General features: G+C 67.4%; 15 protein-coding genes. 10 read left to right on the forward strand and 5 right to left on the reverse strand.

Annotated elements, in window-relative coordinates; genetic code table 11:
- Positions 1-26 precede the first annotated feature (26 nt).
- The 3 genes from JC881_RS28845 to JC881_RS28855 form a co-directional block, all read right to left on the reverse strand.
- On the reverse strand, positions 27-1,289 hold the full coding sequence (locus JC881_RS28845; protein WP_198789217.1) for a M20 aminoacylase family protein: 1,263 nt from the start codon (positions 1,287-1,289) through the stop codon (positions 27-29).
- A 2-nt stretch (positions 1,290-1,291) separates the two neighbouring features.
- Positions 1,292-2,272, reverse strand: a complete 981-nt coding sequence (locus tag JC881_RS28850; protein ID WP_198789218.1) for an ABC transporter permease — start codon at positions 2,270-2,272, stop codon at positions 1,292-1,294.
- Positions 2,273-2,465: 193 nt separating this feature from the next.
- Positions 2,466-3,722, reverse strand: a complete 1,257-nt coding sequence (locus JC881_RS28855) for a porin (protein WP_198789219.1) — start codon at positions 3,720-3,722, stop codon at positions 2,466-2,468.
- A gap of 281 nt (positions 3,723-4,003) precedes the next feature.
- Here JC881_RS28855 and coq7 point away from each other — a divergent pair, with 281 nt between their 5' ends.
- The gene (gene coq7 / locus JC881_RS28860) at positions 4,004-4,633 is read left to right on the forward strand and encodes a 2-polyprenyl-3-methyl-6-methoxy-1,4-benzoquinone monooxygenase (protein WP_198789220.1); all 630 of its coding nucleotides are present in this window, start codon (positions 4,004-4,006) and stop codon (positions 4,631-4,633) included.
- 21 nt (positions 4,634-4,654) lie between these two features.
- On the opposite strand, the gene JC881_RS28865 is transcribed toward coq7, so the two are convergent.
- A complete protein-coding gene (locus tag JC881_RS28865) occupies positions 4,655-5,104 on the reverse strand; it encodes an OsmC family protein (protein WP_198789259.1) in 450 nt (149 codons plus the stop codon).
- Positions 5,105-5,399: 295 nt separating this feature from the next.
- On the opposite strand from JC881_RS28865, the gene ilvA reads away from it, so the two are divergent.
- A complete protein-coding gene (ilvA, locus tag JC881_RS28870) occupies positions 5,400-7,034 on the forward strand; it encodes a threonine ammonia-lyase, biosynthetic (RefSeq protein ID WP_233102103.1) in 1,635 nt (544 codons plus the stop codon).
- A 69-nt stretch (positions 7,035-7,103) separates the two neighbouring features.
- On the opposite strand, the gene JC881_RS28875 is transcribed toward ilvA, so the two are convergent.
- Positions 7,104-7,742: a type II secretion system protein N gene (locus JC881_RS28875; RefSeq protein ID WP_198789221.1), complete on the reverse strand. Its 639-nt coding sequence runs from the start codon at positions 7,740-7,742 to the stop codon at positions 7,104-7,106.
- 49 nt (positions 7,743-7,791) lie between these two features.
- On the opposite strand from JC881_RS28875, the gene gspG reads away from it, so the two are divergent.
- The 8 genes from gspG (at position 7,792) to gspN (ending at position 13,474) form a co-directional block, all read left to right on the forward strand.
- Positions 7,792-8,232, forward strand: coding sequence for a type II secretion system major pseudopilin GspG (gene gspG, locus JC881_RS28880; RefSeq protein WP_013539627.1), 441 nt, complete (start codon positions 7,792-7,794; stop codon positions 8,230-8,232).
- On the forward strand, positions 8,207-8,680 hold the full coding sequence (locus JC881_RS28885; protein ID WP_198789222.1) for a prepilin-type N-terminal cleavage/methylation domain-containing protein: 474 nt from the start codon (positions 8,207-8,209) through the stop codon (positions 8,678-8,680). The genes gspG and JC881_RS28885 overlap by 26 nt, the downstream gene beginning before the upstream one ends.
- Positions 8,677-9,051: a type II secretion system minor pseudopilin GspI gene (gene gspI, locus JC881_RS28890; protein WP_198789223.1), complete on the forward strand. Its 375-nt coding sequence runs from the start codon at positions 8,677-8,679 to the stop codon at positions 9,049-9,051. Before JC881_RS28885 ends, gspI begins: the two co-directional genes overlap by 4 nt.
- Complete coding sequence (locus tag JC881_RS28895) at positions 9,051-9,740, forward strand: PulJ/GspJ family protein (protein WP_198789224.1); 690 nt, start codon at positions 9,051-9,053, stop codon at positions 9,738-9,740. The genes gspI and JC881_RS28895 overlap by 1 nt, the downstream gene beginning before the upstream one ends.
- 20 nt (positions 9,741-9,760) lie before the next feature.
- Complete coding sequence (gene gspK / locus JC881_RS28900; protein ID WP_198789225.1) at positions 9,761-10,777, forward strand: type II secretion system minor pseudopilin GspK; 1,017 nt, start codon at positions 9,761-9,763, stop codon at positions 10,775-10,777.
- A gap of 129 nt (positions 10,778-10,906) precedes the next feature.
- A complete protein-coding gene (gene gspL, locus JC881_RS28905) occupies positions 10,907-12,121 on the forward strand; it encodes a type II secretion system protein GspL (RefSeq protein WP_198789226.1) in 1,215 nt (404 codons plus the stop codon).
- Positions 12,118-12,654, forward strand: a complete 537-nt coding sequence (gene gspM, locus JC881_RS28910; RefSeq protein WP_198789227.1) for a type II secretion system protein GspM — start codon at positions 12,118-12,120, stop codon at positions 12,652-12,654. The genes gspL and gspM overlap by 4 nt, the downstream gene beginning before the upstream one ends.
- Positions 12,655-12,664: 10 nt before the next feature.
- A complete protein-coding gene (gspN, locus tag JC881_RS28915; protein WP_198789228.1) occupies positions 12,665-13,474 on the forward strand; it encodes a type II secretion system protein N in 810 nt (269 codons plus the stop codon).

Below are 13,474 nucleotides of genomic sequence, written 5' to 3' on the forward strand. Positions count from 1 at the left end.
CACTCCTCGGGTTGAAATCGAACACATCACGATGCCGCGGTGGCGGCTGCTTTCCCTGGCTGCGTGCTGCGGGTAGCAGCAAGCGGCATGCCCTGCTCGATGAGGCCGGCATGCAGCGCGGCGCCCAGCGGCAGGATCTCGTCGTTGAAGTCGTAGCGGCTGTTGTGCAGGAACGCGCCTTCACGCACGTCCTGGCCGATGCGCAGGTACGCGCCCGCCTTTTTCTGCAGCATGAAGGAGAAGTCTTCGGCGCCCATGCTGGGCTCCATGCTGCGGTCGACATTCTTGGCACCCACCAGCGACTCGGCCACGTCGGCCGCGAACATCGCCTCGGGGGCGGTGTTGATGGTGGCCGGGTAGATGCGCTCGTACTTGATGGTGGCGGTGGCGCCGAAGCCGCCGGCGATCGCCGTGCACAGCTCGGTCAGGCGCTGCTCGACCTGGGCCTGCACCCGCGCGCTGAAGGTGCGCACCGTGCCGACCAGCGTGGCTTCGCCCGGGATCACGCTCATCGCGCCGAGATCGCCCGCCTGCACCGCGCAGATGCTGACGACGGCCGCATCGATGGGGCGCACGTTGCGCGAGACGATGGTCTGCGCCGCGGTGATGATGTGCGCGGCGACCACCACCGGGTCGATGGTCTGGTAGGCATGCGCGCCGTGGCCGCCCTTGCCCTTGATCTGGATGGTGATGCGGTCGGCCGCGGCCATCATCGCCCCGCGGTTGATGCCCACGGTGCCGGCCGGCATCGCGGGCCAGTTGTGCATGGCGTAGACGGCATTGACCGGGAAGCGGTCGAACAGACCATCCTCGATCATCACGCGCGCGCCGGCGAAGCCTTCTTCGCCGGGCTGGAAGATCAGCACGGCGGTGCCGTCGAAATCGCGTGTCTCGGCCAGGTAGCGCGCGGCGCCCACCAGCATGGTGGTGTGGCCGTCGTGGCCGCAACCGTGCATGAGGCCGTCGTTGGCGGAGCGCCAGCCGAAATCGTTGTCCTCGCGCATGGGGAGGGCGTCCATGTCGGCGCGCAGGCCGATCATGCGGCCGCTGGCGGTGGACTTGCCGCGGATCACGCCGACCACACCGGTCTTGCCGATGCCTTCGTGGATCTCGTCGACGCCGCAGGCGCGCAATGCCTCGCGCACGCGGCCGGCGGTGTAGACCTCTTCGAAGCCGAGCTCGGGGTGTGCGTGCAGGTCGCGGCGGAAAGCCGTGATCTCGGGATAGAAACTCGCGATGTGGGCGAACGCCCTTCCGGATGCCGTGAGGCGCGGAGCCGATGCCGTCATGTTCAATGTCCTCCGGCCTTGCCCACGCGCAACCGCGGATCGACCACGAAGTACAAGAGGTCGACCACGAGGTTGATCACGACGAAGATCAAGGCGATGAGGCACAGGTAGGCGGCCATCACCGGAACGTCGGCGAAGGTCACGGCCTGGATGAACAGGAGGCCCATGCCGGGCCACTGGAAGACCGACTCGGTGATGATGGCGAAGGCGATGAGGCCGCCCAGCTGCAGGCCGGTGATGGTCATCACCGGCACCAGCGTGTTCTTGAGGGCGTGGCCGAAATGGATGGCGCGGTTCGAAAGGCCGCGGGCACGCGCGAACTTGATGTAGTCGGTGCGCAGCACCTCGAGCATCTCGGCGCGCACCAGCCGCATGATCAGCGTGAGCTGGAAGATCGCGAGCGTCACCGCCGGCAGCACGATGTGGTGCCAGCCATCGACCTTGAAGAGGCCGCTCGTCCACCAGCCGAACTGCACCGTCTCGCCGCGCCCGAAGCTCGGGAACCAGCCCAGCAGCACCGCGAAGACGAGGATCAGCAGGATGCCGATCAGGAAAGTGGGCAGCGACACGCCGAGCAGCGAGACCGTCATGAACACCTGGCTCAAAAACGTGCCGCGGCGCAGAGCGGTGTAGACGCCCATCGGGATGCCGATGAAGAGCGCCAGCGCGGCCGCGACGAGCGCGAGTTCCAGCGTGGCCGGGAACCGCTCGCCGATCAGGCGCGACACCTTGGCGCCCTGGCGCAGGCTCAGGCCGAACTCGCCTTGCGAGGCATTGACGAGAAAGTGCCAGAACTGCACGAAGAAGGGACGGTCGAGCCCCAAGGCGGCGCGCATTTCACGGATCTGCTCGGGCTTGGCGTCCTGGCCCAGCAGGAAGACGACGGGGTCGCCGACGTATTGGAACAAGAGGAAGGCAATGAACGCGACCGCGATCATCACGATCACGGCCTGGATCAGGCGGCGCAGTACAAAGGCAATCATTAGCAAACAAAGTGATCGGGCATGCTAGCAGTGCAAGGTGCGTGCCCGCACGGGGGTTCCCCGGGGGTGCACACACATGGTGCTCATTGCCAACACTCTGTTCTTTGCAGCGGCAAAACGAAAAAAGCCACTCGACTTGCGTCGAGTGGCTTTTGAGCTTTTAGCTTTGATGCTGGCTTACGCCAGCGTCAAATCAGAAAGCGTGACGGATACCGAAGTCGTAGCCGGTCGAGGTCTTCGGGGTGAAGCCACCGGTGGTCACGAACGACGGGCCGCCAACGGTCAGAGCTGCACCGTTCTTGTTGCTCACACGAGCGATCGTTGCGTACAGAGCCGTGCGCTTCGACAGGTTGTGCACGTAGCCGATTGCCAGCTTGTTGGCCTTGCGGTCAGCCGGAGCCACTGCGAACGGGTTGAACGGATCTGCAGCGACGTTGTCGTCATACTTGACAGCCGAGTACGAAGCGCGGATCAGGCCAGCACCGACCGGCACGGTCACGCCGAGCAGGTAACCGGTCAGGTCAACGTCAGGACGGCCGCCCAGGAACGGTTCGGTTTCGTAGTCCAGCTTGTTCTTCGAGCGCGACACTTCACCGAAGAGCTTCACAGGACCGAAGTCGTACGAAGCGCCGAGGTTGAAGGTGTTGACCTTGTTGGTCGTGCCGACGTAGAACTGGTCGCCAACGGTGCTGCTGCCGTAGGCAGCTGCGATGTCCAGAGGACCGTTTGCGTAGCCGAAGCGGCCACCGATGTAACGACCAGCGCGCGAGTTGTTCGCGGCGTCAGGCGTAGCGGTACCAGGGCTGTACTTGGTCTTTTCGCTGAACGAGTACTGCAGTTGGCCGTAGAAACCACCCAGGTTCGGCGGCAGGAAGTAGCCGATGCTGTTGCTCGTGCGGGTGTAGTTGCTGGTGCTGACATTGGTGATGCCAATCACAGGTGCAGGAGCTGCACCGGCGAAATTGGCGAAAGCCGACGAAGCCGTGAAGACCAGGTTGGTGCCGACGCCGTTGGTGCCGAACGGATCGAACACGGTGTCGTTCCAGAACGTGGCGGAGTAGTCACGACCCAGACGCAGTTCACCGAAACCACCCGACAGGCTCACGGTCGAACGACGAGCGAACGTCGAAACGCCTTGCTGGCCGTCGTCATTGGTGATCGGAGCTTCGAGCCAGAAGCTGGCTGCCAGGCCACCACCGAGGTCTTCCGTACCACGGAAGCCCAGACGGCTGGAGTTGTAGCCCGAATTAGCCAGTTCGCGGCGGCTTGCCTTGACGCTACCCTGGTTCACGTAGAACGGGTTCAGGAACGTAGCACCGTTCAGGTCACGCGAGGTGGACGAGTAGCCGCTGATCGACGCGTCGACCACACCGAACAGCGTGACGGACGACTGAGCCGAGGCAACACCGGCAACAGCCAGGGCAGCCAGAGCAACTAGAGATTTTTTCATTGCAAGTTTCTCCAAGGTTAAACATAGGGCTCCGGTGCGAAGGGCTCACCGTGACTGGCACTTTGTGCTCCCACCGGACCCCGGGCCAACCTCCTTTTGGGAAGTTGTTGCTATTGCACCAGAGCCGCTTCGGCAGGGCAAAACAAATCGCCCGAAATCTCGGATGGCCACGGCGTTTCGTTGCAGTCCTGCAACAAAGGACTTAGCCCATCCGCCACACCACAATGCGGAACAAAACCGTAACTTTTTGCAGCGCTATCGAGGTGCGGTCAAATAGCTGCATGACGCTCTTGCTAGACCCCGTCCTGACCGCGGCAGACGCGGCATTGCGCACCCTTTTCGCCCGTCCTCATGCAACCCGGGCCATGCCCGCTCCGGCGCAGGCACTCGGCGAAATGGACGAAAAACAGCGTCGCGATGCCGGCGCATTGATGCGAGTCAACCATGTCGGGGAAGTCTGCGCACAGGCGCTTTACACCGCCCAGGCCGCCGTGGCGCGCGATCCAGCCCTGCGTGCCCAATTCGTTGAAGCCGCGCACGAAGAGACCGATCACCTGGCCTGGACGCGACAACGCCTGGACGAACTCGGCGCCCGGCCTTCGCTGTTGAACCCGCTCTGGTATGCCGGCGCCTTCGGCCTTGGCCTTGTCGCCGGACGCCTGGGCGATCCGCTGAGCCTGGGTTTCGTCGCGGAAACCGAACGTCAGGTGGAAGCCCATCTCGACAGCCATCTGGATCGGCTTCCGCCGGCCGACAGCGCCTCCAGGGCCGTGGTCGAGCAGATGAAGCTCGACGAGGCGCGCCATGCGGCGCAAGCCATCGATGCGGGCGCCGCAGAACTCCCGGCGCCGGTCAAGGGCCTCATGCGCCTGGCCTCTCGCGTGATGACCACGCTGGCGCACCGCATCTAGAAGAAGCGCAAGCGGGTCGCCTCAGGTTTCGACCAGATCGAAACTGGTGGTTATCTCGGCGGTCTTCGCCAGCATGATGCTGGCCGAGCAATAGGTTTCGTGGCTCAACGCGACCGCGCGCTCCACCGCAGAGGCCGGAATCCCCTTGCCGGCCACGGTGAAATGCATGTGGATCTTGGTGAAAACCTTGGGGTCCTTCTCCGCGCGCTCGCTGGTCAGCTTGACGCTGCAGCGCTCGACGCGGTGGCGGCCTCGCTTCAATATCAGCACGACGTCGTAGGCGGTGCAACCGCCCGTGCCCGCAAGCACCGTTTCCATCGGCCTCGCCGCGAGGTTCTGGCCGCCGTTTTCCGGCTTGGCCGCGTCGGGGGCGCCATCCATCATCAGGACGTGGCCGCTGCCCGTTTCGGCGACGAAACCCATGGCCGAACGCGTTCCCGCGTCGCCGGTCCAACTTACTGTGCATTCCATGATTTTTCGGATTCCAGTCGGGATGCCGGGCAAAAACGCACGCTGGCATCGATTTGTGTGGGAAATTTGTGTGGGAAAAGCATCACTCGCTTGTTGCAACGCAACAAACAGTCGATATACTTTATTTCATCGCGCATACGTTTGCGCTCACAGTTGTCTCCTCCACCCTTCCAATTGGTGGATTTAGCCCCGAGTTGCAAAACTCGGGGCTTTTTTCTTTCTGGACCGCCCCGGGCCAACCAGGACAGCGCGAGTGCCGGCCAGCCGGGCGCCTCTTATCATCGCCGGCTAGCCAATGAAAACTCCCCTGGAAAAAACCGTGCGCACCGCACCCGCTCCGGCGCCCCTGACGCCCCTCGCTCCCCTCACGCCCGCCGACTACCTGCGCAAGATCCTCAACGCCAAGGTCTACGACGTGGCCGTGGAATCCGCGCTCGAAAAGGCCAGCGCGCTCAGCGAGCGCCTGGGCAACACCGTGCTGCTCAAGCGCGAAGACCAGCAACCGGTGTTCAGCTTCAAGCTGCGCGGCGCGTACAACAAGATGGCGCACCTCAGTGCTGCCCAGTTGGCCAGCGGCGTGATCTGCGCCTCGGCCGGCAATCACGCGCAAGGCGTCGCGCTCGGCGCGCGCAAGCTCGGCACCCGCGCGGTGATCGTCATGCCGGTGACCACGCCCAGGCTGAAGATCGACGCCGTGCGCGGCTTCGGCGGCGAAATCGTCCTGCACGGCGACAGCTATTCCGATGCCTACCTGCATGCCCTCGAATTGCAGAAGCAGCAGAACCTGACCTTCGTGCACCCCTTCGACGATCCGGACGTCATCGCGGGCCAGGGCACCATCGCCATGGAAATCCTGCGCCAGCACCAGGGCCCGCTCGACGCGGTCTTCGTCGCGATCGGCGGCGGCGGCCTCATCTCCGGCGTGGCCAACTACATCAAGGCCGTGCGTCCCGAGATCAAGGTGATCGGCGTCCAGATGAACGACTCCGACGCAATGATGCAATCGGTCGCGGCCCGCCAGCGCGTGAACCTGCCCGACGTGGGTCTCTTCTCCGACGGCACCGCCGTCAAGCTGGTCGGCGAGGAAACCTTCCGCATCGCCAGCGAACTGGTCGACGAATACATCGCCGTCGACACCGACGCGGTCTGCGCCGCCATCAAGGACGTCTTCGTCGACACGCGCAGCATCGTCGAGCCCGCAGGTGCGCTGGCCGTGGCCGCGATCAAGCAGTACGCGGCCGACCACGGCCGCCACGGCGAGACCTACGCCGCCATCCTGTGCGGCGCCAACATGAACTTCGACCGGCTGCGCTTCGTGGCCGAGCGCGCCGAGGTCGGCGAGGAGCGCGAAGCACTCTTCGCCGTCACGATCCCCGAGGAGCGCGGCAGCTTTCGCCGCTTCTGCGAACTGGTCGGCGAACTGCCCGCGAGCGATGCCAAGGAATCCGGATCGACCGGCGGCGCGCTGCGCAACGTGACCGAGTTCAACTACCGCATCAGCGACGCGGCCAAGGCGCACGTGTTCGTCGGCCTCACGACGTCGGCGCGCGGCGAATCGGCCATCATCGCCAGGAGCTTCGGCGACCACGGCTTCGACGCGCTCGACCTCACGCACGATGAGCTCGCCAAGGAGCATCTGCGGCACCTGGTCGGCGGGCGCACGGGCCTTGCGCACGACGAGCGCCTGCTGCGCTTCGTGTTCCCCGAGCGTCCCGGCGCGCTGCTCAAGTTCCTGAGCCTGATGCGGCCGAACTGGAACATCAGTCTCTTCCACTACCGCAACCAGGGCGCCGACTACGGCCGCATCCTGGTCGGGCTGCAGGTGCCGGCCGGCGACGCCGCGGCCTTCGATGCGTTCCTCGAGAACCTGGGCTATCCCTGCGTCGAGGAAACGGCCAATCCGGCCTACCGGTTATTCCTGCAAGCTTGAGGCGACGTTCGCGTGCAACGAAAAGAGCCGGCGTGACAGCCGGCTTTTTTTCATTGTTGCGGCAGCAGGCTACTGCGCTGCTGCTGGCGCCTGACCTTGCTGCTGTTGCGACGCGTCGGGCTGGGGCGCCGGCGGCGGCATCGCCACGGCCGGCATGGTGGACGGCAACACCCCAGCCGAGCGCTGCGCCGGCGCCTGGGCCGTCGCGGGCATCGGCGACACGCCGGAGATCGGCGGCGGCGGTAGCCCCGCGCTGATCGGCGCGCGCACCGGCAGTTGCAGCGTGAAGGCCGGCGGCCCGTCGACCTGCGCACCGAGCGTCGCCGCGCGCACGCCCACCGACTGCAGCATGTAGTTGTCGCCGACGCGCGAGCCGACGCGGAACGGCTTGGGCGGCTTGCCGTCGATGGCGATCAGCGCAGCGCCCTGATTCGACGGATCGGCCACCACGCCCACCAGCGCAAAGCGGCTGGCCGCCTCGGGGGCTGCGGGCGCGGCCGTCTGCGCGGACACCACGCCGAGCAACCGCCCGACCGCCTCGGCATCCGCCGTGACCGAGGGCTTGGGCATCGCGGCCGCGGCAGCCACGGCATCGACCGGCGAAGACAGGCGCAAGGCCCAGAACACCGCAGCACCGGCGGCCAGCGCCCAAAGCCCCGTCGTTGCAAGTGGGGCATGCCAGCGGGCAGCGGAGTAAGGACTTGTCATGGGCGCGGATTATCATGCAGCGCGCTTTCCGAATCATGTCGCCCAACCTATGAACAAATTCCTTCGTGCCGCTTCCCGCACCGCCCAGCGCGGCTTCACGCTGATCGAACTGATGGTGGTGCTGGTCATCATCGGCGTGCTCGCCGCGCTGATCGTGCCGAACGTGATCGAGCGCGCCGACGACGCCCGCGTGACGGCCGCCCGCACCGACATCAACAACCTGATGCAGGCGCTCAAGCTCTATCGCCTGGACAACCAGCGCTACCCCACGGCCGAGCAGGGCCTGCAGTCGCTGCTCACGCGCCCCACCGTCGGCCCGGCCGCCCCGAACTGGAAGCCCTACGTCGAGAAGCTGCCCAACGATCCGTGGGGCCACCCCTACCAGTACATGAACCCGGGCATCAAGGGCGAAATCGACGTGCTCTCGTTCGGCGCCGATGGACAGAACGGCGGCGAGGGCAAGAATGCCGACATCGGCAGCTGGCAATAGCGGCAACGGCACATCGCGCGGCTTCACGCTGCTCGAGCTGATCATCGTGATCGCGATCATCGCGATCGCCACCGCCAGCGTGAGCTTTGCCATGCGCGACACCAACGCGGCCAAGCTCGACCGCGAAGCCGACCGGCTCGCCGCTCTCCTCGAATCCGCCCGCGCCCAGTCGCGGGCCAGCGGCGTCGCCGTGCGGTGGCGCCCCGTCGAAGGCAGCTTCGTCTTCGATGGCCTTCCCGCCGATGCGCTCCCGAGCGGCTGGGTCGCCGAAGGCATCACCGCCCAGGCCGCGCTCGGCAACGGCACGCTGGTTCCGGGGCTGCAGCTGGGGCCCGATCCGATCATCGCGGCGCAGCAGATCACGCTCTATTCCGCCGGCCCGCCCGCGCGCGCGCTGCGCATCGCCACCGACGGCCTGCGCCCCTTCACCGTCCTCCCCGTGCCATGAGACTGCGGCGCACGTTGGCCAGCGGCGGCTTCACGCTGATCGAAGTGCTGATCGCGCTGGGCATCGTCGCGCTCGCGCTGGCCGCGGGCTCGCAGGCCACCATGTCGCTCACGCGCAATGCGCAGCGCCAGTCCGACCTGGTGCTGGCCGACCTCTGCGCCGAAAACGAACTCGCCAAGGCCCGGCTCGCGCGGCAGATGCCGGCCGTGGGCGACTCGGGCTCCATCTGCGTGCAGGCGGGCGTTTCGTTCAACGTGACGACCTCGACCGTGCCCACGCTCAACCCGAACTTCCGGCGCGTGGACGTGCAGGTGCGCGACGAAGGCGACTCGCCGATCCTGCGCATCTCGACCGTGGTGGGGCGCTTCTGATGAAGACGAAGAGGAAGGCGAAAGCGCCGCGCGGCTTCACGCTGATCGAGCTGCTCGTGGCCATCTCGGTGATGGCGCTCCTCTCGCTCGTGAGCTGGCGCGGGCTGGACAGCATGTCGCGCGCCACCACGCAGAACCAGCAGCGCGCCGATGCCATCCTCACCCTGCAGGCCACGCTCGCCCAATGGGGCGCCGACCTCGATGCGGTGACCTCGATCGCGCAGACCCGCCCCATCGACTGGGACGGCAACGTGCTGCGGCTCACGCGCCGCGGCAGCGACCCGATGGCGCCCAGCATGCAGGTGGTGGCCTGGACCCTCAGGGCAAGCGCCGAAGGCCCGCGCTGGCAGCGCTGGCAGTCGCAGGCCTTCACCACGCGCGGCGAGTGGCAGCAGGCCTGGAACCTCGCGGCTTCCTGGGCGCAAGGCGGCGGCGGCACGCAAGGCGGCTACAACGACGTGGCGCTCATGCCCACCAGCGGCTGGCAGCTCTATTACTTCCGCGACAACACCTGGACCCCCGCGAGCTCGCTGCCCACGACGCCGGCCACGCCGGCCAACCCCGCGGGCCCGATCGTCAACATGCCCGACGGCGTGCGCCTGGTGATCAGCCTGCCGCCCGGCGACGGGCTGTCGGGCACGCTCACGCGCGATTGGGTCAAGCCGATCGTGGGGGGTGCGCGGTCATGACGAAGCGCGTTCCTGCATTCATGCGCCGTGCACGCGGTGCACGCGGTACACGCGGTGCACGCGGTGCACGCCGCCAGTCCGGCGCCGCCCTGCTCGCCGCGATGCTGACGGTGATGCTCGTGGCCACCTTCTCCGCGGCCGCGCTGTGGCAGCAATGGCGCGCGGCCGAAGTCGAAGGCGCCGAGCGCGCGCGCGTGCAGGCGGCCTGGGTGCTGATCGGCGCGCTCGATTGGTCGCGCCTGATCCTGGCCGAAGACGGCCGCGCCGGCGGCCCCGACCACCTGGGCGAACCGTGGGCCGTGCCGCTTGAAGAGGCGCGCCTCACCAGCTTTCTCTCGGCCGAGAAGAACGTGGCGAGCGACAACCTCGATGGCCTGCCCGACGCGTTTCTCTCGGGCCGCATCGTCGATGCCCAGTCCAGGCTCAACGTGCTGACGCTGGTCGATGCGGGCAAGCCGGTGCCGGCCAGCGTCGCCACTTTCACCCGGCTCTTCAACCTGCTGGGCCTGCCGGCTTCGGAACTCAGCCAGATGACCACGGGGCTCGCCAGGGCGCTGTCCACCGGCACCGACGAGGCCTCGGGCGGCGGCGATGCGGGCAATGCGCCGCTGATGCCGCAGGAGGTCTCGCAACTGGTGTGGCTCGGGCTCTCGCCCTCGACCGCTGCCGCCATCGAGCCCTACGTGACGATCCTGCCGGTGCGCACCACGCTCAACCTCAACACCGCCAGCGCCGAGGCCATCAGCGCCAGCATGGAAAACCTGCCGATCGCCAGCGCGCGGCAGCTGGTGGACAGGCGCACCCGCTCCTATTTCAAGACCATCGACGAGGCCAACGCCGGGCTGCCCAGCGGCGGCTCCCGCTTCAACGCGGCCCAGCACGGCGTGGGCACCCAGTTCTTCGAGGTCTACGGGCGCCTGCGCCTGGACCGCACCTGGGTCGAGGAGCACTCGCTCCTGCAGCGCAACGGTGTCACGGTGACGACGGTCTGGCGCACCCGCGGCGCCGGCGCAACAACCACTCCGGTCAAACCCTGAGTGTGGTTTACATATATTGATCAAAACGCCTTATAACGCCCGTCACATCTGTCGAGTACGCTATTTAAATAATAGCAATTGACTGTCAGACGCCCTCCTACAATCACCGGCTTTTCCGACACCCCCTCCATGACCCCGCTGCTGCTCATTGCCCCACTGCCTCCGGCCGACGCCGCGGGTGAGTACGACTGGGCCCAGGCCGGCGACGACGGCATTGCATTGCGCAACCAGGGCCGCGCGCTGCTGGCGCTCCTGCCCTCGGGCAGCGAAGTCACGCTCGGCATTCCTTCGGCGGCGCTGTCGTGGCACCGCGTCACGCTGCCCAAGGGCAGCATGGGCAGCGCCTCGAAGCTGCGCGCCGTGCTCGACGGCCTGCTCGAAGAGCACCTGCTGGACGACCCCGAGGCCCTGCACTTCGCGCTGGAGCCCGACGCGAAGGCCGGCGGGCCGGTGTGGGTGGCCGCCTGCAACCGCATCTGGCTGCGCAGCATCGTGCAGGGGCTCGAAGCGGCCGGCCGCCGCGTCGTGCGCATCGTCCCCGAATTCGCGCCGCAGACGGCCGACGGCCCGCCGCTGCTGCAGATCACCGGCGAACCCGAAGCCCCGCAGCTCACCGTGAGCGATGCCGACGGCGTGGTCTCGCTGCCGCTGGTCGGCGCGGGGCTCGCACTGTCGGGCGGCCTGCCGCTCGATACCGCCGTCATCACCACCGAACCCGCGGTCGCCGAGGCGGCCGAGCACCTGCTGGAGCGCCGCGTGCCGATCGTGCAGGCGCCGCAGCGCTGGCTCAACGCCGCGCGCACGCCGTGGGAGCTCGCACAGTTCGACCTCGCCGCAACGGGCCGCGCGCGCGCAGGCAAGAAATTCGCCTCGGTGCTGCAGACGCTGCGCTACGCACCCGAATGGCGCGCCGCGCGCTGGGGCGTCGTCGTGCTGCTGCTGACACAGCTCATCGGCCTCAATGCCTGGGCCTGGAAGGAGCGCAACGCGCTCGAGGCCAAGCGCCAGGCCGCCAAGACCGTCCTCACGCAGACCTTTCCCTCGGTGAAGATCGTGATCGACCCGCAACTGCAGATGACGCGCGAAGTCGCGGCGCTGCAGCAGGCCGTGGGCGACGTGGCCGCAACCGATTTCGAACCCATGGTCGGCGCCCTCGCCACCAACCTTCCGCCCGGCCGAACCCCTTCAGCCGTCGACTACACCGGTGGCCAGCTGCGCCTGCGCGGCCTCGGGCTGCAGCCGTCGGAGGTCTCGCAGATCACCGGCGCGATGGCGCCGCGCGGCTACAGCGTGCGCACCGAGGGCGATCTGCTGCTCGTGCAGGCCGAGGCCACCCCCCGATGAACTTCAGCGAACAACTCAAGGCCCGCTGGGCCGCCCTCGCGATGCGCGAACGCCAGATGGTCGGCGGCGCCATCGCGCTCGTGGCACTGGCCTTGCTCTGGTGGATTGCGCTCGCCCCCGCGTTGCGCACGCTGGCCGCGGCACCGGCCGAACACGCGCAGCTCGATGCGCAATTGCAGCAGATGGCCACCTTGCAGAACCGCGCGAAAGCGCTGCAGTCGCAACCGCGCCTGGCTCGCGACGACGCGCTGCGCTCGCTCGAAACCTCGGTGCGAGAAGTTCTCGGCGTCAACAACGCGCAACTCATGACGGCCGGCGGCGATGGCGCCACCGTCACGCTGCGCGCCACGCCCGCCAGCACGGTCGCCCAGTGGCTCGCGCAGGCGCGTGGCAATGCGCATGCGGTGCCGCGCGAAGTGCACCTGACACGCGCGCCCGCCACCCCGCCGGCACCGGGCAACAAAGACGCACCGCAGCTTCCGCAGGTGCGCTGGGAGGGCACGGTCGTGATGGCGTTGCCCGCCCCCCGATGAACAGCCCGGCATGGTGACGCGCGCTCCTCTTTCCCCGCTCTCCGAGCCCAAGCCGCGGCGCGGCTGGCGCTGGGCCCTCGTCGGCATCGCGATCGGCGCGGTGCTCGCGGTGGCGCTCTTCGCCCCCGCGCGCTGGCTCGCCTCGGCGCTGTCCAGCTGGAGCCAGGGCCGGCTGCTGCTGGTCAATCCGCGCGGCACGGTCTGGAACGGCGCGGCCGCCGTGGTGTTCGCCAGCGGCTCCGGCAGCGCGCAGGCCGTCTCGCTCCCCGGCCTCCTGCACTGGCGCCTGCGGCCCAGCTTCAGCGGCATCTTCGCCTCGCTCGATTTGCCCTGCTGTGCCCCGCGCCCTCTCGAACTCAAGGCCAGCCCGCGCGGCAACGGCATGAAGGTCGACTGGCTGGACGGCCGCTCGCGCTGGCCCGCCACGATGCTCACGGGCCTGGGCGCGCCGTGGAACACGCTCAAGCTCGACGGCGCGCTCGACCTTTCCACCAAGGCCTTCTCGCTGCAATGGGACGGCCCCGTGCTGCGCATCGCGGGCCAGGCCACGCTCGATGCCACGGATGTTTCCTCCAGCCTGTCGACCCTCAAGCCGATGGGCAGCTACCGGCTCTCGCTCGAAGGCGGCAACAGCCCCACGCTCCTGCTGAGCACGCGCGAAGGCAGCCTGCAGCTGAACGGCAGCGGCAGCTGGAACGGCACAACCTTTCGCTTCAACGGCGAAGCCAGTGCCGCGGCCGGCCGCGAAGACGCTCTTTCCAATTTGTTGAACATCATCGGACGGCGCGACAACGCGCGTTCGATCATCACCCTGGGTTGA

It is taken from the genome of Variovorax sp. IB41 (genome assembly GCF_016405905.1).
Classification (GTDB): Bacteria; Pseudomonadota; Gammaproteobacteria; order Burkholderiales; family Burkholderiaceae_C; genus Variovorax.